We start from the raw sequence: 23,178 nt of genomic DNA, 5'->3' as shown, positions 1-23,178 counted from the left end.
GTCAGCGGGGCTGGGTTTCAGCAAGCTAGCCCCCAGGACGCTGCTTTAAGAAAAGGAGGGTCACCATGACCAAAACGATTATCTTAGCCTGCGTGGGTGGGCTGACCACTTCTATGTTGGTTGAACGCATCAACGAAACCATCCACAAGGATCAACTGGACTACTCTTTCTATTCAGTTGGGATTACCGGGATTAACAACCTCAAGAATATTGATGTCTTACTCCTCAGCCCACAATTAGCCTACTTAGAAGAAAAGGCTAAGGCTAATCTATCTGTCCCTGTAGGGGTCATTTCAGATTCAGACTTCGAATTAATGCAAGGGGAAGCGGTGCTCCGTCAGGCCGAAACCTTGATGGGCGTCAGCCATGAGTGAGGAAGTCCAAGCAACAAGCCCAAGTCAAGCCTTGATGCAGCTGATTCTCAAATCCTCTAAGGCCACCGGTCAAGTCTTGGCCGCCATTCAGGCCGCCCAAGAGGGTGATGCAGCGGCTAGTCAAGACTTGTTGACTCAAGCCCAAGCCCTCAATATTGAGGCGCATAACCTTCAGACGGGTCTGATTCAAGCAGAGCTTCAAGGTCAGGCAGCGCCTGTCAGCCTCTTAGCCGTTCATGCTCAAGATCACTTTATGAACAGCCACTTATTGGTGCAAGTCGCCGATATCCTGATTGGCCAAGCTCAGACCATCAAGACCCTAGAAGAAAAGTTAGAAAAATTGGAACAAAAAGTAGGTGAAATTGCATGAGTCATCCAGTCATATTAGAAATGAAAGGCATCGTCAAGAGCTTTGGCCCTGTCAAGGCGCTTAAGGGCGTCGATTTCGACTTACGGGCCGGCGAAGTGCATGCCTTAATGGGTGAAAATGGGGCTGGTAAGTCCACCCTCATGAAGGTTTTGACCGGAATTTACGGTGCCAACGAAGGCACCATCCTCTACCAAGGTAAGGAGGTTGCCTTCACTCGTCCTATTGATGCCATGGATGCCGGGATTGTCATCGTCCACCAAGAATTGAATATGATGAACCACCTGAGTGTGGCCCAAAATATCTTCATCGGTCGAGAAACTGTTAAGAATCACATCTTCTTGGACGACGGTGCTAGCATTAAGAAGGCCAAGGAACTCTTCGACCTCTTGAAGCTAGACATTAACCCCTCAGAGAAAGTCGGTAACCTGACCGTCGGTAAGCAGCAAATGGTTGAAATTGCCAAGGCCCTATCCATGGAAGCCAAGGTCATTGTCTTCGACGAACCAACAGCTGCTTTGACAGAATCTGAAATCAATGAGCTCTTCGTCATTATTGATGATTTGCGGGCCAAAGGCGTCGGCATTATCTATATTTCCCACCGGATGGACGAAATCGCTCGGATTACCGACCGCGTAACCGTCATGCGGGACGGGGAATATGTCGGGACCGTTAATACCAAAGACACGACCAAGGATGAAATTATCGCCATGATGGTCGGTCGGACTATTTACGAAGATCCAAAGGCTGCCTCAACGGTGGCACCGGATGCGCCAGTGGTGCTCGAAGTAGAACATCTCAATGCTGGCTCCAGTGTCAAAGACGTCAGCTTCAAGTTACACAAGGGTGAAATTCTCGGCTTCTCTGGCCTCATGGGGGCAGGGCGTACCGAAGTAGCGCGGTTGCTCTTTGGTGCAGACCAAAAAGACAGCGGTACCATTCGCGTCAAGGGCAAGGAAGTAACCATCAAGTCACCACAAGATGCCATCGCTAATGGGATTGGTTATCTATCAGAAGACCGCAAGCGTTATGGCTGTATCGTGGATATGACCATCGCCAACAATACGGTCATGACTAACCTAGATGCCTACATTCACTCAGGCTTAATCAACGATGGGGAAATCGTCAAAGCCAGCGACCGTTTCGTCGCTTCCCTTAAGACCAAGACCCCATCCTCCAAGCAGCTGGTTCGCAACCTATCAGGGGGGAACCAACAAAAAGTCGTCATCGCCAAGTGGTTGGAACAGAACAGTGACATCCTGATCTTCGACGAACCAACCCGTGGGATTGACGTCGGGGCTAAGAGTGAAATCTACCGTCTCATGAATGATTTGGTTGCCCAAGGCAAATCCATCATTATGATTTCTTCAGAATTAACCGAAGTTTTGCGGATGAGTGACCGAATTGTCGTCATGTGTGAAGGCAGAAAAACCGGTGAGCTCGACATCAGCCAGGCAACCCAAGAACGGATTCTGGCCTTGGCGACTGACCGCTAGACTAGCAGATAGAGGTGTATAAGCATGAAAGATCAACAGTCCTTATGGATGAAATTAGAAAAAACAGTTGGCTTACAAAAGCTGATTGCGCTGATTGCCCTGATTGTCATCTTTGGCTTCTTCGCAATTTCCAGCGAATCCTTCCGCTCTTTTGATACAGCGGTCAGCATCTTAGATGCATCTTACTACATTGGGTTCCTAGCCATTGGGGTAACCTTCGTTATCATTACCTCAGGGATTGACTTATCAATTGGGACGGTGATGATGTGCTCGGCCATTATTGGTGGGGTCCTTCATACCAAACTAGGCTGGCCACTCTGGCTTTCACTTTTGGCAATCTTAGTGATAGGGGGTGTATTCGGTTTATTTAACGGGATTCTGATTGCCAAATTCGGTTTGCCACCATTTATTGCGACCTTAGGTACCATGATGATTTCACGGGGGCTTTCTTCTATCGTCTCCAACGTTCAGAGTGTGACCTTCCCATTACGGGGTACAGGCGAAGGCTGGTACAAGGACTTGTTCCGGACCAAGGAAAACTTCCCAACTGGTTTGATTGTCCTCATTATCATCGCCATCATCGCTGCCATTGTCCTTAATAAGACTAAGATTGGGCGTTATATCTTCGCCATCGGGTCTAACAAGGAAGCAACCCGCTTATCTGGGGTTAACGTCATTAAATGGGAAGCCATGGCTTATGTCATCAGTGGTCTCTTCGCAGGTCTAGCAGGGATTGCCTATGCAGCGACTTATTCTACTATCTTACCAGGTACCGGGAACGGGATGGAACTTGATGCCATCGCCGGTGTCGTGGTCGGGGGTACTTCCTTGGCCGGTGGGGTCGGGTCAGTACTTGGGACCATTATTGGGGTCTTCATTATGTCAGTCCTCAAGATTGGTTTGCCATATATCGACTTACAACCACACTACCAATTATTCATTACTGGTTTCGTCGTGATTATCGCAGTCTACTCCGATATCTTGATTCGTCAAAACAAGAAAAAATAGGATCAAGGGGTCAGATGGCTATGGCCTAGTCGTTATGAGGGATTGAGGTCATGGGTCACAACTCTAAAATACACAAAAAAAAGGAGCAACCTATTATGAAAAAGTCATTTAAACTTGCTATCGCAGCTTTTGCATCCTTATTAACCTTAGGGGGCGTTTCTAGCACTGCTTTCGTAGCACATGCTGAAGAAACCCGCGTAGAAGTTATCGCCAAAGGTTTCCAACATGACTTCTGGAAAGCTGTTAACAAAGGGGCTGAAAAAGCTGCTAGCGAATTAGGTGCTAAGATCAACTTCGTTGGGCCACAAAACGAAACAGCGATTGCAGAACAATTGGAACAATTGAACAACGCCATTAACAAGAACCCTAAAGCCATTGCTTTAGCAGCTTTGGATACAGAAGCTGAATTAGATGCTATCAACATGGCGCTCAGCAAAAACATTCCAATCATTGGGTTTGACTCTGGGGTTCCAGGGGCACCAGAAGGGGCGATTAAGGCAACTGCTTCAACTGACAACCACGCAGCAGGTGGGAATGCAGCTGAACACCTCTTCCCAATGTTAGAAGGTAAGGTCAAAGACAAACCAGTTCGTATTGGGGTTATCTCTCAAGAAGCCAACTCACTCTCTATCACGCAACGTACTTCTGGTTTCATCGACAAGATGGTCGAACTCTTTGAGAAGAAGGGTGTTAAAGTAGCCGTTGTAGGTCACGACAAGTTCAAGAACAATGTAGCGGAAGCAGATGCTAAAGTCATTATCGAAGTACGCGTGCCTGCTCAAGTAGATGATGCGGCTGGTAAGACAGAAGCGTCTACTGTCTTAGAAAAAGAAGACACTATTGCGATCTACGGTTCTAACGAATTCGCAGCTAAGGCCATCATCAACGCTAACGGTGGGTTCTCTGAATCTAAATTAGGGGCAGACAAGATCTTAGCAGTTGGTTTTGACTCTGGGGCCCTCCAACAAGATGCTATCCGTAAAGGTATCTTCGTTGGTTCTGTTACCCAAGACCCAATCCAAATCGGTTACCAAGCAGTGAAATTAGCGGTTGAAGCAGCTCAAGGTAAAGAAGTAAAAGACGTGGATACTGGGTCCAAGTGGTATGACGCTAAGAACATCGACTCTGATGAAATCAAAGCCCTCTTATATGAATAAGAAAACCATGTAAACTCTAGTGGAGGCGAATGCCATGACGCGCATGAAACTTTTGGCCATTGACCTGGGGGCGAGCTCAGGTCGCGTAATGCAAGCCATTTATGATGGACAGACCCTCCAACTCACTGAGGTGCACCGGTTCGCTAACGAACCGGTCAGCCTCAATGATGGCTTGTACTGGAATATTTTACACTTACAAAACGAAATCAAACGCGGCATCAAGAAGGCGACCCAAGTTGATGACATTCCTATTCGTTCTATTTCAGTGGATACTTGGGGTGTCGACTATGCCTACTTGGATCAAGCGGGAGATATGATTTACCTGCCACACTGCTATCGTGATAACCGCATGGGTTCCTATGAAGCAGACTTCTATCAAGCCATGGCGCCAGAAAAGCTCTTTGACTTGACGGGGGTACAGCCAGCGACCATTAACTCGGTCCTCCAACTCTATGCAGACTTGCGGGAAAAACCACATCTCAAGCAAATCGCCCAAAAGGTCCTCTTTATGCCGGATTTGATTAACTATCTACTCAGTGGAGTAGCAGCAACGGAGTATACCATTGCTAGCACCTCAGGTTTGTTATCATCCAGTCACCCGGGTAGTTTTGAAGACAAGGTCTTAGACAGCTTGGGGATTCCTAAGGAGTGGTTCGGTCAGGTGATTAAAGGCGGGCGCATCTTGCGCCAATTGTCGCCACGCATTACTCAAGAGCTCAAGATTGAGCCTTTTGACGTGATCGCAGGGGCGGGCCATGACACAGCGGCGGCTGTGCTGGCTATTCCTTATGCCAGTGACCAACCAACGGCCTTTATCTCTTGTGGGACCTGGTCCTTGGTAGGCTTGGAGTCGGATCAACCGGTCTTGAGTGAAGCTGCTTATAAAGCTGGCCTAACCAATGAAGGTTGCTTCGACGGTCGTTATCGTCTGCTTAAGAACACCACCGGCTTGTGGATTCTGCAAGAACTCCAACGTGACTGGCGCTTGCAGGGTGAGGAATTGTCCTTCGCTCAAATGGCCGAACTAGCTCAAGCAGTGACCGACAACCAAACCTGGATTAATCCAAATGATGCGATTTTTGCTTCGCCTCATGATATGGAAGCTAAGATTAAGGAACGTTGTCGTCTGACCAACCAAGCGGTTCCTCAAACCAAGGGACATGTGGTCAGAGTAGTCTTAGAAAGTTTGGCCCTTGCTTATCGGCAGACCTTGGATCAGTTGGAGCAACTGACTGGTCAAAGTATTAACGCCATTCATATGGTGGGCGGCGGGATTCAAAATCGCTTGCTCTGCCAGTTAACGGCTAACTTCTCCGGGCGTCCTGTCCGGACGGGGCCAATTGAGGGCAGTGCCTTGGGCAATATCTTAGCCCAACTCTTAACCTTGGGTGAGATTAAGACCCGCCATGAGGCCCAAACCTTAATTAAAAACAGTGAAACAACACATGATTATGAGGTAGCGGACTTGCCCAATCGTGACCAAATCTATGCTCGCTACCTGGAATTGGCGAAAGGTGGTCAATAAATGCTTAAACATATACCAGCCATTTTGAGTCCAGACTTAGTCAAATATTTGATGGAGATGGGTCATGGTGACGAATTAGTCATTGCGGACGCCAACTTCCCGGCTCATCGCTTGGGCCAGCGCGTCATTCACGCGGATGGTCATGGGGTCCCAGAACTTTTGGATGCCATTCTGACCCTCCTGCCTTTGGATCCTTACAGTGATTACCAAGCAGGTCTAATGCAGGTGGTGCCAGGGGACCCAACGGTTCCGGTCATCTGGGAGGAATACAAGGCCATCCTAGACCGTCAGACTCAAGACCAAGGCTATCAAATCAAAGAAATTGAGCGGTTTGCCTTCTATGAACAAGCCAAAGATGCTTATCTCGTGATCCAAAGCGGGGAGACCGCCCTATACGGCAATATCATTTTGAAAAAAGGCGTGCTCTAGCCACGTCATAAATTGCAATAGGAGTGAACAATTATGTCAACATTTTATGTACCAGCTATTAACTTAATCGGTAAAGGGGTGATTAATGAAGTTGGCTCTTACGTCAAAGAATTAGGCTACAAGAAAGCTCTCTTAGTAACGGATACCTTCATTGCTTCTAGCGATATCTTACCTAAGGTGACTAAACCTTTAGACGCAGAAGGAATCAACTATGTAGTCTTCTCAGATGTCGATCCTAACCCTTCATGTAAGAATGTCTTGGATGGTCTCAAGGCCTTGCAAGAAAACAACTGTGACTTCATTATTTCACTCGGTGGTGGTTCACCACAAGACGCAGCGAGCTGTATCTCGGTTATGGCAACCAATGGTGGTAAGCCTCAAGACTACGAAGGCTTGCACAAATCAGCTAAGAAAGGTTTGCCAGTTGTGGCGATCAACACAACGGCTGGGACTTCTGCTGAAATTACCATTAACTATGTCATTACCGACGAAGAACGTAAGGTTAAAATGGTCATGGTTGACAAGAATAGTTTGGCGCTGATCTCTGTTAACGACCCTGAATTAATGGTATCTAAACCAGCAGCTCTAACGGCTGCAACCGGTATGGATGCCTTAACTCACGCGGTAGAAGCCTTGGTAACACCGGGTGCTTATGGCGTCACCAAGAAACTTTCTATCGGGGCAATCGAATTGATTAAGGAATTCTTGCCACGGGCAGTGAAGGATGGGCATGATATCGAAGCTCGTGAAGGCATGGTCAATGCTATCTTCTTAGGTGGTATGTCCTTCAACAACGCTGGTTTAGGTTATGTCCACTCAATGGCTCACCAACTAGGGGCAGTCTATCATTTACCACACGGTGTCTGCTGTGCCATGTTATTACCAGTGATCGAACGTGAAAATGCTAAGCGCGTACCAGCTGCCTTCCGTGATGTGGCCAAAGCTTTAGGGTTACAAGTTGAAGGCAAGTCAGACCAAGAGTGTGCGGATTATGCCATTAGCGAAATCGAAAAATTGTCTGAAACAGTGGGTATTCCTAAGAAGTTAACCGAACTAGGTATTGAAGAAAAAGACTTCGACTTCGAATATCTATCCAAGAATGCCATGATTGATGCCTGCGCACCAGGTAACCCATTCACCCCAACCTTGGAAGAAACCATTGCCTTCTATAAGGAACTCTTCTAGGACCTAACTAAATAAAGATTGACAAGCACCCTATGGCCAAGTTGGGGTGCTTGTTTTAGTTTATGGAGCGGTTATAATTTTTTCCTATAACACATGCTAGATTTTTCGTCTAACAGCATAGCTTGACCCTGGCTTAGGACTTAGGTATAGTGAAAACATAGGAAACACGTTGAAGAGAAGAGTAGGGATGAATCCTTGTCTAGAGAGCTTGTAGCGGGTGGAAGCAAGCCTAGGAGCTCCTTACAAATGGTCTCAGAGTGGGCGCTTGGCTTAAACCAGCGCACGGGGGCACCCGTTACCATGGCAGAGTCCTTACGGACTTACAGAGGCTTTGTCGGTGACGGCAGGGTGAATGAAGGTGGTACCACGAGTGACGCTCGTCCTTTTCCCTAGGGGAGGACGGGCTTTTTTTGTCTTCTCCCGTCAAAAATCAGCCATCAAAGGAGAATCACATATGTCCATTAAAAGTTTTGCCAAGAAAGTTACCCTTACCACACTTGCTGCCCTTAGCTTATTTGGTGCGGCCCTGCCTGCATCTGCTGCGACTAAGGTCACGGTCAGCAGTATTGGCTCTGACTACGATGTTTGGAAGTTCATTGCTGAGTCAGAAGAAGCCAAGAAAGCAGGCCTAGAGATTGAGGTCAAAGAAATTGATGGGGGCTTGCCACTTAACAAGTCTGTAGCGGATGGTATCGTGGATGCCAATGCCTTCCAGTCTTTGGGCTACTTAGACGCCTTCAACAAGGAATCTGACAATGCTTTGGTACCGATTGGGACCACCTATATCGAGCCAATGGGGATTTATTCTAAGAAATACAAGAAGATTGAGGAAGTCAAGGAAGGGGCCGTGGTGGCCTTGGCTGATAACCCAGCCAACACTACTCGGGCTTTGCGCTTGCTAGAGTCTGCTGGTCTGATCAAGCTCAAACCTGACTTTGATGATGGCGTGGGGACACCCGATGATGTCATCGAAAACCCTAAGAAGCTAGAATTTAAGTTAATTGATGACACCACAGCGGTTCGTGTCTTAGACGATGTGGACCTCTCCATTATCGGTAACACCATTGCTTTGGAAGGCGGCCTTAACGTTCTCAAGGATGCCATCTACAAGGAAGAAATCAACGACTCAACCAAGTCACGCATTAACGTGATCGCCGTCAAGAAAGGCCGCGAAAAAGACGAGAATCTACTTAAACTAGTGGAACTCTACCACACGCCTAAGGTCCAAGAATTCATCAAGGAAAAATTCGAGGGTACCAAGGTAGAAGTGAAAAAAGACATTAAAGATGTCTGGAAGGAAGCTGAATAATGAAAGTAGCCATCGTAGCGGCCATGCAGGAAGAGTTGGCGCCTTTCCGCCAACATTTTGGGGCCAAGCAGCTAGTCTTTGAACAGGCTAAGACTCGCATAGAAGCGGTCAACCCACCTGAAGGGACCGGGATTAGTCAGCTCTACTTAGTAGAGTCTGGTATTGGTAAGGCTAATGCTGCCGCCTGCGCTGCCTGGCTCTTAAGCCAAGTAGGGCCAGACCTAGTCATTAATACTGGGTCGACGGGTTGCTTTGAGCCAAGCGTGGCCTTAGGTGACGTAGTCATAAGTGACCGTTTCGTTTATAGTGATGTAGATGCTACAGGCTTCAATTACGCTTGGGGGCAGGTGCCACAAATGCCAGCCCATTACCCGGTCGCAGCTGATTTGCTGACTAATCTTCTGGCTCATTTCCAAGGGGCAGGCAAGTCCTATCAGGTTCATGTGGGCACCATTGCGACGTCAGATTCATTTATGAGCGATCCTCAGAGGGTAGCGGAAATCCTGGAACGGCAACCAGGCCTCCTAGCTTCTGATATGGAAAGTGCCGCCCTAGCTCAGGTCCTAGCAAGTTCAGCTTGTCAGGTTCTCAACATTCGGGGCATCTCAGATCATGTTGGCGCCCAGGCCCCTCAACTCTTCAAGGATAGCCTGGCACTAGCTGCTCAGAACGCTTTTGATGCGGTACTGACCGTCCTTACACAAATAATTTAAGAAAAATTGCGGGGCGACTAGCCCCGTTTTTTTGTAGGCATTATTTGTATGGATAAACGCTATGTTTCTTGCTTTTATTGGGAACTATAAGAGAAAAATAACAAGAAAAAACAGTGAGTATGTGGTGTTCATTCACGATTCACTTGTCCACACTATTACTATCATCACAATATCATAACAATCCGCCAAAATTAGTAGCGAATATTGCTTTCGGAATTTTAATATAAGCTATTGGAAATGCCGTTATGATGGTGTATAATGAGTTGTCGATAGAATTTTTTGTTCGTAATGATTCTGAAAGAAAGGAAGGATTTAATGAAATTGACAAGTCAGTTCATGCGTAAGTTTTACCAACTGATGGCAGTAGTCCTCTTAGTTTTAGGCGCGCTTTTTCCAACAGTAGTTACTTATGCACAAGAAGTAAGCACTGAGGATAGCACTACGACCCCTATCGTAGCTCCAGCAAACTCAGAAGAAAGCAAAGTGGAGGAGGTGACTCCAACTCCAGCGCCAGACAAGCAAGAACCTGCAGTTTCAGCTCAGGAAGAATCCAGTCAGGAATCTAGCAGTGAGTCAGGTTCTACAAAATTGCGTTCTGCGGAAGTTAACGGTGTCTTGAAAATGACCCTTAACAACAACACAGGGACGGATGCTAAGTACACGACCAGTTCCCACGTTGGGGAAGTATCAGTCGATGGATCAGGACTCAATGATACCTTAGAGGGAGCCTTTGTTGAGATTCGCGTACCAGCCAAGTATGTTGAAACAATGGCAGCGACTGCGGGCGGTATCGCTAAAGAAGCAGGGGTCTTAACTCAAGATGGTGAGAACTATGTGTTAAAAGTTGCGCTTAATAATATTGAGCGAACTACATCAGGTTCTTTCCCCTTTAGTATTAAGTTTAAGGATCGCCTGACGCCAGATGGTTATAGCGTCCAACCGCGAGTAGCCGTTCGGCAAGCAGACAATCGAGTGGTTGCGGGCCCATCCTCTGACTTGACCTTTAATGTCAAAGCAGATAAACCGCAACTCCAAAAGTTGGTTAAAGCTAACACTTTGGACATGTTCGTCCAACAAGATATCTATGGTGGGGAAACGGATGGCGGAGACTATCTCAATGATAAAGCATCTGACGTGCCATTCTATTTCTTCCTATCACCTCAAGGCATTACCAACCAAACTATCCAAGAGTATCGGGCTAATCAGACCTACCGGTCCTACGAGACCATTGTCATCAAGGATACCTTGCCTACCTATGAGGGCGTCGGTGGTCAAACGCTGACAGCTACCTTCGACCCAGCCAAAAACCCAGGTTGGACCAACAATGGTGATGGCACGGTTTCTTATACTGTAACCAACCCAGACCCAGCTTCTGGTGGGGCAGAGACGACCTTACGGAATGTTCGTCTACGCTTGTCATTCCCTAATGCCAAGTTTAAAAATGGTAATAAGCAAATCGTCCACAGTAATAATGTAGAATTGACCATGACCCCTTACCAAAAAGGGCCGTCAGAACCCGATACTGTCTTGACAGACGATGTGCCTTTCACCTTGACCAGTGAGTTGGTTCCTGCTGGTATGTTCCGGAAGATTGCCAATAATAGTGGTCGGATTCGCTTGCAGCCTCAGGCTAACCACTTAGTGGAAGCATTCTGGAGCTTAGCCTTCCGGAATACTTCGGCTCTGCCTGTGTCGCAACTAGTAATGGAAGATACTCAATTAGATGAACGTATGTATCCATATAGCTTGACCGTTAGTGGGACTTTGAACATCCCACTAGACATTTATGCGGTGGCTGAAGATGGCAGTGAGACCTATATAGACACGCTATCTCGAACAAAACGTTCCATTGAGAACATTGATTCCCAGGCTTGGGCCCAAGTCCAAGAACAGGTAGCCAAGGTTCAAAGTGGCGAAATTGAAGATACTCAAGCCGTAGCTGCTACCCGTAAATATAAGGGGATTCGGATTAAGCTGCCTGCTGGTCAGAAACACATGCCAACCACAGGTTTTGCTTTGCAATACCGGACTCGTCTCTTAGATCCTTATAATACTAAGGCCCTGACAGAGAATAAGTTCTATAACAACGTAGCTACCCTAGATATCGCTTTAGAGACGGAAGACGGCTCTGAAGTCAAACCAAAGCAATTAAGTGCTAACGCCCGGATGATGGCTGATACATTGGAAGAAACCGTACAATTCAACAAGACCACTAAAGTTAACCAAACAGGTACGCTAGGTGAGCAAGTTGTCTACCGTCTGGTCTTCTCTAACTTCGTAGTGTCACCAGCCCGTGCCTACCGCAATGCTAAGTTCATTGATATCTTGCCTCAAGGGGTGACCTTTAAGAGTGCTACTGAAGAATTAGCGGCAGACAAGGGCAAGATTAAGAATGTTGAAGTCGTTGAAAACTATAATGGCTCAGGTCGTACCGCCGTCATTATTGACCTAGGAACTATTCCAGCCTTCTCTGATGTTAAGCCTAACTTCCCAATTTTAGTGGAAGGGACCATTAATGAAGGGGCGATTCCAACTAAAATTCAAACACCTACTAATAATGAAGATAACCACGCTTACTTTGTCTCTGATGAGTATGATCCACTTCCAGATGGGGTAAAATCAACAACATTAGTAGATAATAAGTTCAATATTCAAGTTGATGGTAAGACACCGGCTCAGTTAGTGGGGGCTACTTCACAAACTACGGTTAACCTTCCATCTGAAATTGCTTCTACCAAGTACATCCGTAAGGCAGGCGAAAGCTTCCATACAAACCCAGTCTTAACCGATTATGATGAAGCTTTTGATTATCGCTTGCAGACTCGGAACTTCTCTGTCTTACCGATGAAACACTTTGTCTTGTATGACCGTCTACCATATAGCGGGGATGTTAATACAAGTAAATTCTCTAACCTGCTAACAGGACCACTCAATGTTCCTGCCAAGTACACTGTCTACTACCATACTGCGGCTGACATGACTAAGAATGCAGCTCAAGAAGTAGGGCGTGACGGTTGGATGACAGCAGATCAGGTAGCTGATTTTACCCAAGTAACAGCTATCAAGATTGTCTTGAACCAAGGCCAAGAGGTTGAGCCAGGTGAAATCATTAACTTCGATGTGCCAATGAAGGCGCCAGCTTATACTAATGGCTACATTAATCGTGAGAAGGCAACTAACTTCTTCTCTACTAACCGGGACGCGAATGACTTGACCAGCTTTGGTGATACCAATGCGGTAGTCAACCAATTGCCTCACTATATCCCGGTTGCCAAGAAGTGGATTAATGATAAGAACCTAGACCAAGTAGTCTTTGAACTCTTCCGTAAAAGTAGCGAACGGGATGTCTTGGCTACCCTGACCCTTAATGAAGCCAATAATTGGCAAGGGGTCTTCAAACGTCTAGCAAATGGTGAGCTCTTAGACCCTGAGGTCACAGACTACGATGTCCGTGAGGTTCTACCAGAACGATATAGCCTTGACTATACTGTCATGTCAATCAATGACCCAAGCAAACCTGCTGAAGGTGAAGACGAGCATACTTACACCATTATTAATGAACGTAAGGTACGTACCTACTATGTTAGAAAGGAATGGGAAGATGATAATAACCGTCTAGGCAAACGGAAGCCAATTAAGGTGCAACTCAAGCAAGACGGCCAAAATTATCGTGACCCACTAGACATCACCGAAGATGATAAGTGGAAGATCAGCATTTCAGATGTACCTTCAGTTAATAATGGACGTCCTTATATCTATAGCGCAGACGAAGTAGAAGTGCCTGCAGGTTACTATAAGGAAGTTAAATCTGAAGGAAATACGACGGTTATTACTAACAAATTGCCAATTCCAAGTGGAAAAGATGTAACCTCTGAAGGTATTCAGGGAGCTAGCCAAACCGGCACACCGACCTACACGCCAGGGACCGTCACTATCGATGGTAGTCCCGTTACAGTCGATTTGAAGCCTAACAGTTACCGTTTAGTTGTAGGGGGTCAAGTGATTGAGCAGACGACTACACCGGCCATGAAGAATGGTCAAGAAGTCGGGACCTACACTCTTGATCAAGCAAGTGGCAAAGTAACCTTCCAACCGAAGAAAGACTTTACCGGTCAGCCTGATCCAGTAACTGTCCAGGTAGAAGATGAAAATGGTACGCCAGCCACCGCAACTTACACACCAAATGTACTAGGCGTTAAACCAAGTGCACAGGATGCTGAAACAACCGACATTCAAGGTAAAGAACAAGTAGGACAATTAACCTTTACCCCAGGGAAGACGGCGGTAGATGGCCAAGATTATACTGTGCCTATTGCGGCTAACTCTCTCCAATTCTTGGTAGATGGTCAAGCTTCAACTGAAACGACCATCCCTGCCAAAGATGCTAACGGTAAAGAAATTGGGACCTACACCCTTAACCAAAATGGTCAGGTAACCTTCCAACCTAATAAGGACTTTGTAGGTGACCCAGTACCAGTTCAAGTCCAAGCCAAGGATGAGAACGGAACGCCTGCAGTGGCAACTTACACGCCACATGTTACAGGCGTAAAACCAGTCGGGGTACCTGCGACCTCAACCGGTATTCGTGGCGCTAGCCAAAGCAAGCAAGTAACCTTCCAACCAGGCCATGCAGATGTGCCAATGGATGATCAGGTGCCTGCTAAACTTAAGAATGACCAAGGTCAATTGGTCGAAAGCCTCAAGGTAGAAAACCAAGGGACTTACACTGTGGCAGCTGATGGAACAGTTACTTTCCTTCCTGAGAAGAACTTCGTGGGTCAAGCTAAAGCCGTGACCGTCGTCCGTGTAGATAAGAACGGAACGCCAGCTGAAGCGACCTACACCCCAACCGTTGTCGATGCAACCCCAACTTCAACCAATGCTGAAACCACTGATATACAAGGTCAAGTCCAAGAAGGGACTGTAAGCTTCGCACCAGGCCAAGCACAAATTGACGGCCAAGCTGTCACGGTGCCACTGGTAGAGAACAGCCTAGTCTTTGTAGTTGATGGTCAAGTGGTTCAAGAAAAAGAAATTGATGCTAAGGATACCAATGGTAAAACTATCGGGACCTACAAGCTCAACTCTGAAACAGGTCAAGTGACCTTCACACCGCATAAGGATTATGTCGGCACTCCAGTTCCAGCTACTATCCAAGCGCATGACACCAATGAGGTAACGGTCACCGCCACTTATCAACCTCATGTAACGGGCGTGACGCCTTCTGGTAAGGACGTTAGCTCAAGTGGCCTCCAAGGGGCTAGCCAAACTGGTCAACCTGTCTTTACGCCAGGGGATACCAAGGTGCCAATCACCATTAATGATGAGCAACCTGCACAATTCTTTGTAGGTGGCCAAGCAGTGACTGAAACTAGCCTGCCAGCTATGCGAAATGGCGTGGAAGTCGGGACCTACACCTTAGATCCTAAGACAGGACAAGTAACCTTCCAACCTAAAGCGGATTTCGTAGGGACACCAGATCCTGTGACGGTTCAAGTTAAGGATGCCAACGGGACTCCGGCAAGAGCTAACTACACGCCAACCGTCTTGCCAACTAGCCGTCAAGGCCTTGATAAAGTAAGTCAAGATATCCAAGGTAAGGCTCAAACTGGCCAGCCAGAATTCACCTACAACCCAGACCCTAACAATGGTGGGGCGGATCAAGCTATCCAAGTTTCTGCACAAAACCCAGCTAAATTTGTGGTTGATGGTGCAGTCTCAGATGCTAGCCAAATCGACGCCAAGGACAAGGACGGCAAGGTCATCGGGACCTATACACTCACTCCTGAGACAGGCTTGATTACCTTCCAACCTAACAAGGACTTTGTAGGGACAGCTCAACCAGCTACTATCCAAGTACTAGACCCTAACGGGGTAGCCGTTTCTGCTACCTACACGCCAACAGTGACACCTGTTACGCCAACAGGAACTAGCGTCACTTCAGAAGGCTTGCAAGGTCAAACCCAAACAGGTACGCCAAGCTTTGAAGCGGGCCATGCAGATGTGCCAATCACCATTAATGATGAGCAACCTGCTCGCTTGGTAGATCCTACAACAGGTCAAGCAGTCAATGACACCAGCTTACCAGCTGTCAAGGACGGCAAGACCGTCGGGACCTACACTATCGATCCTAAGACTGGGACCGTCACCTTCCAACCTAACAAGGACTTTGTTGGTAGCCCAGATCCAATCCAAGTGGAGGTCAAAGACGCTAACGGCACGCCAGCCAAGGCCAGCTACACCCCAACCGTTACAGCCGTTGTACCACGTGGTGATAATCAAACCACGACCGACATTCAAGGTAAGACCCAATCTGCTACCCTCGTCTTTACGCCAGGGTCAGACAAGGTACCAATGGATGACACGGTAGCTGCTACTTTCGAAGATGGTTCTACTGAGAAGAAGGTAGAAGGGCAAGGAACTTACACGGTTGCCAAAGATGGCACTGTGACCTTCGTACCTGAAAAATCCTTCGTCGGGACAGCAGACCCAGTAACAATTAAACGTCAAGACGTCAACGGGACAGTAGCGACTGCTACTTATACCCCAATCGTAACAGCTGTTACTCCAAGTGGTAGCCCAGCAACTTCAAGTGGCTTACAAGGAGCAAGTCAAACTGGCACTCCAAGCTTCACACCAGGACACCCTGACGTGCCAATCAAGATTGATGCAGATCAACCAGCTCAATTTGTAGTAGCAGGCAAAGCAGTCACCGAAACTAGCATTCCAGCTACTAAGGATGGTCAAGAAGTCGGGACCTACACCTTGGACCCACTGACTGGTACGGTCACCTTCCAACCTAAGAAAGACTTCGTAGGAGTTCCAGATCCAGTTACTGTTCAAGCCAAGGACGCTAACGGTACCCCAGCGACTGCTACTTATACGCCAAGTGTAACGGGCGTAACGCCAAGTGGTAACCAGGTAGAGTCTTATGGTCTCAAGGGTCAGATTCAAACGGGCAAGCCAAGCTTCACACCTGGTGACAGCCAAGTGCCAATTGATATGGATGCGGACCCAACCTTCGAAGACGGCAGTAAGAGAGTGACCCTTAAGGGGCAAGGATCTTATGTCCTAGCCAATGATGGGACGGTTACCTTCTTGCCAGAACCAGAATTTGTTGGGACAGCGACCTCAATTGTAGTGGTTCGAGTTGATATCAATGGGTCTCCAGCTAAGGGGACTTACACACCACATGTCTTAGACATCGTGCCAAATCACGCCAAATCGGAAGACGTGCAAGGTAAGACTCAGTCTGCTACGGTAGGTGCGACTGACCAAACAAGTGGTCAAGACCTTGTGCCAAGTGCTAGTCGCCCAGCTCGCTTGGTAGATCCATTTACCAAAGAAGCAACAGATGCCAAAACTATTCCAGCACTAGACGATAATGGTAAAGAAATTGGTAGCTATACATTAGACCCATTAACCGGTCTTGTAACCTTCCAACCAAATAAAGATTTCGTAGGCCAACCACAAGGGGCTGCGGTAGTCTTCCAACATGAATCAGGGCTTAGCGTAATTGCGCGTTATCAACCGTATGTAACGCCAAATCCAGATTCCAATGATTCAGGCTCTAGTGTCAGCGAGCAATCTGCTGATGCAAGTCAACCAAATGAGCGCGGCAAGCGCCCAGGCAACCACTTGCCTAAGACCGGGGAAAGTAATGCTTCCTTCTGGTTAGCAACTAGCCTCGTGACATTAGCATTGACACTTGTTTTCTTTGGACGCAAGGTTAAGGCTGAAAACTAGAACTTCCAATAGGAAGTAATCAAATAGGGCGAGCCCCTTTCCTGATAGACAGGAAAGGGGCTCGCTTTTTGTTATAAAAAAGCCCTAGAAGGACTTTCTGGGCAAGCAACCAAGCGCTAGAGTGAATCTGTCGGCTTACAGAAACACCACTAGGAGGTTGACTGCCCAGGCAAGTCCTACTAGGGAAAGAAATCAATATTAAATCGAAGGCGCTTCTTGATTAAAACTATGGCGGGATTGAATGTGAGCCAAGAGTGCTTGGCAACCGCGATAGATTTCAGAAAAAGCTGTATCAAAGTCTTCAGTGTACCAAGGGTCAGCAATCTGAGTTTCTTCTCCGGCATAGTGCAAGAGCATATTGACTTCGCCACTAGGGCGAGCACCAATCAGATAATTGATGGCCCGTAAGTTAGGTTCATCCATACCAATGATATAGTCAGCCTTGATATCTTCAATATCTAGTTGTCGTGCAACGTGTTTTGGGGTAGGAATTCCTAAGGCTTGAAGACGCTCATTGGCACCTTCATGAATCGTTTTTCCAATTTCCCAAGGACTAGTTGCAGCAGAATCGATTGTTATTTGGTCGCTTAGACCGGCTTCTGCCACCAAGTGGCTGAAGATGGCTTCTGCCATTGGTGAACGGCAGATATTACCCAAGCAAACAAATATAACTTTAACCATAAATATCTCCTTTTACGTTTGTAAGTAAATTTTGAGGGGATTTATTTGGTTTTGTCCATCTTGTCGACCTAAGTTGTAGAGTGACTCTAAAACGGCGATGTCACTTTCAAATCTGCCAACTTTAAGGTGGGCAGATGGGCGGATGGCGAATAATTCGCCTTGTGCTTCCAAGCTTTCAATTTGATTCAAGGTCTGATTATAGCGGATGTTACGCTCTTTCAGGGCTTGGACAAAAGCAGGGAAGCGGTGGTAGAACATTGAATAAAATGGGTTCGAGTGAGTGGATTTGCGGTAAGAATCGGGTCTGGTAAGGACCACAATCAACTTATCAACACCCAGTTGGCGCGCATAATGGACTGGGATGCTATCACTAATACCACCGTCGAGGTAGGCGCCACCACTTAAACAAGGGCTAGCGTCTAACTGAATCATTTTAGAGACGAAGGGTAGGGCGGAACTGGCTCTTAGAACTTCCATTTGAGTAAATACGTCCTCGATTAGGGCGTATTCAGCTCTCCCACTGGCTACATGGGTGACCACTGCATGAAAACGGGCCTGGGAAGCTTTAAAGTGTTCGTTATCGAAAGGATCCAGGATCATAGGGACTTGGTAGTAGGCGAATTCCTTGTTGACATAGTTACCAGTCTTGAGCCAAGAGCTTAGACTCATATAACGTTTGTCGCCAAGATAGCGTCGATTATAACGCCATGCCCGACCAATTTGACCACTGAGATAATTAGCCCCGAAAAGGGCCCCTGCTGAAACAGCCACAATCTCATCTACTGGGATTTGGGCTGTCATTAGACTATCTAGGACACCGGCTGTGTATAAACCGCGCATCCCACCGCCTTCGAAGACCATGCCTATCCGCATACTTTGCCTCCTTTATGGGAAGGTGTCACCATCTTGATTAGGGACAAGACATGACACACCTACGAGCCTAAAGTGATTCATGTCACTATTGTATAATAAATTGATTCAGAAATAAAGCGACTTTTCTGAAAAACAGTAGACATTATGTTTCAATTGTGTTATATTTAAATTAAGTTAGCCTCTGACTTAATTAATCTTTCTTTTTAGTGCTAGTGAGGGTCTGACTTAATTTAAGCCTTTAATAAAGTTAATATCTAACTTTATAGGCCAAAAGAGGTTAGAGAATGGTAAAACGAAAGAAGTTAGAGAATGTGACGTCCCTTGGTATCGTCTTTGGGACTTTCGCCCCGCTACACGTTGGGCATATTGATATTATTAACCAGGCCAAGCGCCACAATGATGGGGTCCTAACCATCGTATCAGGTTATGACGGGGATCGAGGGGATCTAATCGGGCTGAGTCTACGCAAGAGATTCCGTTATACGCGTGAGACTTTCCGCTATGATGACTTGGTCATTGTCGATAAGCTAGACGAGAATCATATTCCGGCCTATCCTAATGGTTGGGTAGAGTGGCTAGCTAAGCTTGATGAGTCCATTGCCCAGTATGTGGTCTTTAGTGGTCAAGCTAAGATTGTGGTCTACTGTGGCGAGACAGAGTATAAGGACAAGATCAATGAATTGCGCCCTGACTGGGAAGTGGTTCTGGTAGACCGGTCTTTAATTAAGATTTCAGGGACTATGATTCGGAGTAATCCGCGGATGCACTGGCATCAGATTGCCAAACCATTCCGCCGCTTCTTCTCGACTAATGTCCTCATTGCAGGCTCAGCTTCCAACGGTAAGACAACCTTGGCGCGGGATTTATCACGCCTCTTCGGTTGCCCTTGGTCGCCAGAATATGCCCGTGAGTACCAGGAACGCTATAATGTCCTAGATGATGAATTGGACAAGAACGACTACACCTATCTCTTTACCGGCCAGTTCCGTCAGACTTCGGACTTGATTGATTCGCCAGCTAATAATGGTCTGATTATCGCCGATACCAACTCGACCATTACTATGGCCTATGCGGAGTACTACCTCAAGGACAGCCTGTCTGAGGAAGATTTCCAAGCCTTGACCGACGTTTACCAGTCCATGATTGAGAAGGAAAAGTGGGATAAGATTTTCGTTGTCCTACCACAATCTAACTATGTGGACGACGGGGTTCGGGACATGACCATGGCGGATGAAGAAACCCGTGATGCCTTCACCTCCCTAACCATCCAACTCTTTGAAGAAGCGGGATTGGCTGACAAGATTGTCTACTTGGGGAATCCTAATCCAGGCCAGACCTTCTTCGAGAGTCTCTACGAAACAGCCAAAATTGAAATTGCAAGCCTATTGAATCAGGAGGTATAGAACATGTCAATTGTTGAAAATTTTAAGACCAAGTGGACCAAGCTCCACGATTACTGCACATCAGGCTATAAGGTAACAGGGCGCAACCTCAAAACCTTGGCCGGCGACACCAAGAAATTAGGCTTTGCTGGCGTGGTTAAGGCCATCTATGAGGACCTAGTAGTGGGCCGTACCCAACTGGAATGGGCTTATTTAATCATTATGTCCATTGTGCCAATTATTGTCGCTTTGCGCGACCCAGATTCAACCTTGCTAGGCTTTATCGCTTCTATTACAGGGGTTATTAACGTTATTCTGGTAGCTGAGGGCCGCAAATCTAACTACTTCTTTGGTGTCATTACGACCAGTATTTACTTATTTTTAGCTATCGGTAATGGATTCTATGGTGAGGTTTTAACAAATGCCTACTTCGTAGTTATGCAACCGATTGGCCTTTATGTCTGGCTTATGGCAGACCGTAAGCGTCAAGAAGAAATCCATCAAGTAGAAGACACACCTACTAATGTCAAGTCCCGTCGCATGGGCTTGGTGGATTGGATTATTGCCTTAGCTCAAACCGCAATTGTTTGGCTTCTCATGGGCTTAGCCTATAAGTCTATCGGTGCTAATCGACCTTTCCGTGACTCTGTGACTGATGGGACCAATGTGGTGGGTCAGAAGTTAATGACCGAGCTCTATGCCGAACAATGGCTCTTCTGGATTGCTACCAATCTCTTCTCCATTTACCTCTGGTGGGGCACTGATGGCTCCGTCGATATTGTGGTCATGTACCTGCTCTTCACAGTAAACAGTATTGTCGGCATGTATCGTTGGATTCAACAGGCTCAGGCTAATCAATAAGGAGGGACTTCATGCCTGAATTTAAGGACCCTCAAGCCGAAAAGCACTATTATGAGACTAAGGCCAGCCAGGAAGAATTTTTGACCTGGTACCAAAAACAGGAATTTCCCAACTATCCCAAACCAGCCTTAACAGTAGACAATGTCATTTTGCGTTGGTATCAGGCCGACCCAGAGGAGGCGCCTCAACTACAATTGCTCTTAATCAAGCGCAAGGCCCATCCTTTCTTGGGTCACTATGCCTTGCCGGGTGGCTTTGTCGAGCCAGACGAAGATACCACTCAGGCTACCATTCGTGAGGTGCTAGAGGAAACCCATATTGCCTTGGATCCGCTGCGAATTGAACAGTTGGAGACCTTTGCCAGTCCAGGTCGCGATCCGCGGGCCTGGGTGGTCTCGGTGGCCCATATCGTCTACCTGCCCTATGATAGCGGCCAGGAGGCAGTGGCAGGGGATGATGCCAGCGCCATTTGCTGGGCTAATCTCTCGGTGACCGAGTCAGGAGCTCTCCTACTAGTGGACAGTGAGAGCCAAGACTTCATTCATGACTTGGCCTTCGACCACGAGCTGATTATCACCAAGGCAGTGAGACGTCTATCAAATAAACTGGAGTACCATCCGACGGTTCTATCGCTTCTGCCAAGCACTTTCACCATTAAGGATGTGCGGGCCATCTTCGATGTCTTCAATCATCCCCAATTCCGCCATGTGGGCATGACGGCCTTCCGATTGCGTCAAGAGAAGTATCTGACCTTCCTGGAATTTGGCCATGCGGGTGCCGGTAAACGGGGGCGTAGTCACAAAACCTACACCTATCAACTCAATCCATTTTATTAGCAAGAAAAGACTGCCTGAGGCGGTCTTTTTTTTGCGTCTTCTTCTTGCTAGAAAGAGGCGATTAGAGTAGAATAAGCCTATGTGAAAGGAGAGTGGAGCTTGCTATGAAGAGATTAAGCCTAGATTTGCGGGTTAGCCATATTTTTGGGGTGCGGTTTTTGTCCGTCTTGGTCTTGCTGCTAGTCTTTATGTCCTTAGTGGGCTGGGGGCTACTTTCCTTATATACGCTCTCCCCCAAAAGCTGGCAGCCAGTCTTAAGCGTATGTTTGTATCTTGCCTGGCCCTTTATAGCGGCTCCTCTGGTTCGGTGGTCCTATGACAAAATCTGGCTCCGACCGGTTACCATACGCGATATCGGCAGTCAAATTGCCATTAAGGTTGGCCACCGAGAGAAGTGTCATGATTGGGCCGACCTGCGCAAGGTCAAGGTGTCGACTGAAGGGCAAAGTAGATACTATGCTTCCCCCATCATGAGTCTAAATCTGGTGCTGATTTTCAAAGGACGGACTTATCGCCTAGGGACGGATGATCATATAGAAGACTTGAGAAGCCTAGAACGGTACTGCCAGAGTAAAATAAGGAATAGACGCAAAAAGTCTAAGAAGGCCAAATAGACATTTGGAAGCAAGTCAGCCACTTGCTTCAAAGATTGAACTAGAGTAGAATAAGCCTAGATGAAAGGACGGCGACTCAGACATGGAGACAAATCAAGAAAACAAAGAGCTAGCATTCAGCAAGGTCTTGCGGGTTAGCCATGTCTATGGCGTGCGTTTTTGGTCCATTGTGGGGCTGATTCTGGTCTTTATGTCCTTGCTAGGCTGGGGGCTACTTTCCCTACTCGATTGGCTCTGGCAAAGGACGCCAGAAGGCGCTCATGAAGCCTTATTGCTATTAGTCTTCGTCATTTGGCTTTTAGGCTCATCTGCTTTAGTTCAGTGGGCCTATGAGAAAATCTGGCGCCGTCCAGTTGTCATACGAGACTTGGGTAGCCAAGTTGCCATTAGCGTGGGGGAGCGCGAGGATCGTCATTCCTGGTCGGATTTAGTCAAGGTCAAGATGCACCGTTATCGTGTGGGCCGCACAGGCCAGACGCGGGTCAAGAGCTTGAATTTGGTCCTGACCTTCCAAGGCAGAAGCTACCGCCTAGGGACGGATGAGCATCAACGCCAGCTAGAGAATTTGCAAAATTATTGCCAGCGCAAAATCTTGCAAAATGGCTCCGACTACTATCAATAA

17 protein-coding genes and 1 other annotated feature are annotated in these 23,178 nt (G+C 47.2%); of the genes, 15 read left to right on the top strand and 2 right to left on the bottom strand.

What is annotated here, in order from left to right; translation table 11 throughout:
* Positions 1-65 precede the first annotated feature (65 nt).
* From RWO08_RS08555 to RWO08_RS08505, 11 genes are all read left to right on the top strand, one after another.
* Positions 66-374, top strand: a complete 309-nt coding sequence (locus tag RWO08_RS08555; protein ID WP_023391013.1) for a PTS sugar transporter subunit IIB — start codon at positions 66-68, stop codon at positions 372-374.
* Complete coding sequence (locus RWO08_RS08550) at positions 367-744, top strand: PTS lactose/cellobiose transporter subunit IIA (RefSeq protein ID WP_314211806.1); 378 nt, start codon at positions 367-369, stop codon at positions 742-744. The genes RWO08_RS08555 and RWO08_RS08550 overlap by 8 nt, the downstream gene beginning before the upstream one ends.
* Positions 741-2,237: a sugar ABC transporter ATP-binding protein gene (locus tag RWO08_RS08545; RefSeq protein WP_314211805.1), complete on the top strand. Its 1,497-nt coding sequence runs from the start codon at positions 741-743 to the stop codon at positions 2,235-2,237. Before RWO08_RS08550 ends, RWO08_RS08545 begins: the two co-directional genes overlap by 4 nt.
* A gap of 24 nt (positions 2,238-2,261) precedes the next feature.
* Positions 2,262-3,245 carry an ABC transporter permease gene (locus RWO08_RS08540; protein WP_070756093.1) on the top strand — a complete coding sequence of 328 codons (984 nt, stop codon included), beginning with the start codon at positions 2,262-2,264 and terminating at the stop codon, positions 3,243-3,245.
* Between the two features lie 95 nt (positions 3,246-3,340).
* Positions 3,341-4,402: an ABC transporter substrate-binding protein gene (locus RWO08_RS08535; RefSeq protein WP_070756092.1), complete on the top strand. Its 1,062-nt coding sequence runs from the start codon at positions 3,341-3,343 to the stop codon at positions 4,400-4,402.
* Between the two features lie 34 nt (positions 4,403-4,436).
* A complete protein-coding gene (locus tag RWO08_RS08530) occupies positions 4,437-5,927 on the top strand; it encodes a rhamnulokinase family protein (protein ID WP_314211804.1) in 1,491 nt (496 codons plus the stop codon).
* Entirely contained in the window at positions 5,928-6,356 is a 429-nt protein-coding gene (locus RWO08_RS08525) for an RbsD/FucU domain-containing protein (RefSeq protein WP_314211803.1), read from the top strand. It begins immediately after the preceding gene.
* A 33-nt stretch (positions 6,357-6,389) separates the two neighbouring features.
* Complete coding sequence (locus tag RWO08_RS08520; RefSeq protein WP_306486543.1) at positions 6,390-7,541, top strand: iron-containing alcohol dehydrogenase; 1,152 nt, start codon at positions 6,390-6,392, stop codon at positions 7,539-7,541.
* 160 nt (positions 7,542-7,701) lie between these two features.
* Positions 7,702-7,929 (top strand) — a binding site (T-box leader).
* A gap of 66 nt (positions 7,930-7,995) precedes the next feature.
* Positions 7,996-8,850, top strand: a complete 855-nt coding sequence (locus tag RWO08_RS08515; protein ID WP_291454005.1) for a MetQ/NlpA family ABC transporter substrate-binding protein — start codon at positions 7,996-7,998, stop codon at positions 8,848-8,850.
* Entirely contained in the window at positions 8,850-9,563 is a 714-nt protein-coding gene (gene mtnN, locus RWO08_RS08510; RefSeq protein WP_291427569.1) for a 5'-methylthioadenosine/S-adenosylhomocysteine nucleosidase, read from the top strand. Before RWO08_RS08515 ends, mtnN begins: the two co-directional genes overlap by 1 nt.
* A 315-nt stretch (positions 9,564-9,878) precedes the next feature.
* Complete coding sequence (locus RWO08_RS08505) at positions 9,879-17,309, top strand: Cna B-type domain-containing protein (RefSeq protein ID WP_314211802.1); 7,431 nt, start codon at positions 9,879-9,881, stop codon at positions 17,307-17,309.
* 198 nt (positions 17,310-17,507) lie between these two features.
* Here the strand turns inward: RWO08_RS08505 and RWO08_RS08500 are convergent, their stop codons facing one another.
* Both RWO08_RS08500 and RWO08_RS08495 read right to left on the bottom strand, forming a co-directional pair.
* Complete coding sequence (locus tag RWO08_RS08500) at positions 17,508-17,990, bottom strand: low molecular weight protein-tyrosine-phosphatase (protein ID WP_291454002.1); 483 nt, start codon at positions 17,988-17,990, stop codon at positions 17,508-17,510.
* A 12-nt stretch (positions 17,991-18,002) separates the two neighbouring features.
* Positions 18,003-18,863, bottom strand: a complete 861-nt coding sequence (locus RWO08_RS08495; RefSeq protein WP_291454001.1) for a patatin family protein — start codon at positions 18,861-18,863, stop codon at positions 18,003-18,005.
* 284 nt (positions 18,864-19,147) lie between these two features.
* On the opposite strand from RWO08_RS08495, the gene RWO08_RS08490 reads away from it, so the two are divergent.
* From RWO08_RS08490 to RWO08_RS08475, 4 genes are all read left to right on the top strand, one after another.
* The gene (locus tag RWO08_RS08490; RefSeq protein ID WP_314211801.1) at positions 19,148-20,266 is read left to right on the top strand and encodes an AAA family ATPase; all 1,119 of its coding nucleotides are present in this window, start codon (positions 19,148-19,150) and stop codon (positions 20,264-20,266) included.
* A 3-nt stretch (positions 20,267-20,269) separates the two neighbouring features.
* On the top strand, positions 20,270-21,106 hold the full coding sequence (gene pnuC / locus RWO08_RS08485; RefSeq protein ID WP_314211800.1) for a nicotinamide riboside transporter PnuC: 837 nt from the start codon (positions 20,270-20,272) through the stop codon (positions 21,104-21,106).
* 11 nt (positions 21,107-21,117) lie between these two features.
* Complete coding sequence (locus RWO08_RS08480; RefSeq protein WP_314211799.1) at positions 21,118-21,942, top strand: NUDIX hydrolase; 825 nt, start codon at positions 21,118-21,120, stop codon at positions 21,940-21,942.
* Positions 21,943-22,638: 696 nt separating this feature from the next.
* Positions 22,639-23,178, top strand: a complete 540-nt coding sequence (locus RWO08_RS08475) for a hypothetical protein (protein WP_314211798.1) — start codon at positions 22,639-22,641, stop codon at positions 23,176-23,178.

It is taken from the genome of uncultured Abiotrophia sp., assembly GCF_963520105.1.
In the GTDB taxonomy this organism is placed as follows: Bacteria; Bacillota; Bacilli; order Lactobacillales; family Aerococcaceae; genus Abiotrophia.
This window is presented reverse-complemented; position numbering and strand designations above follow the sequence as displayed.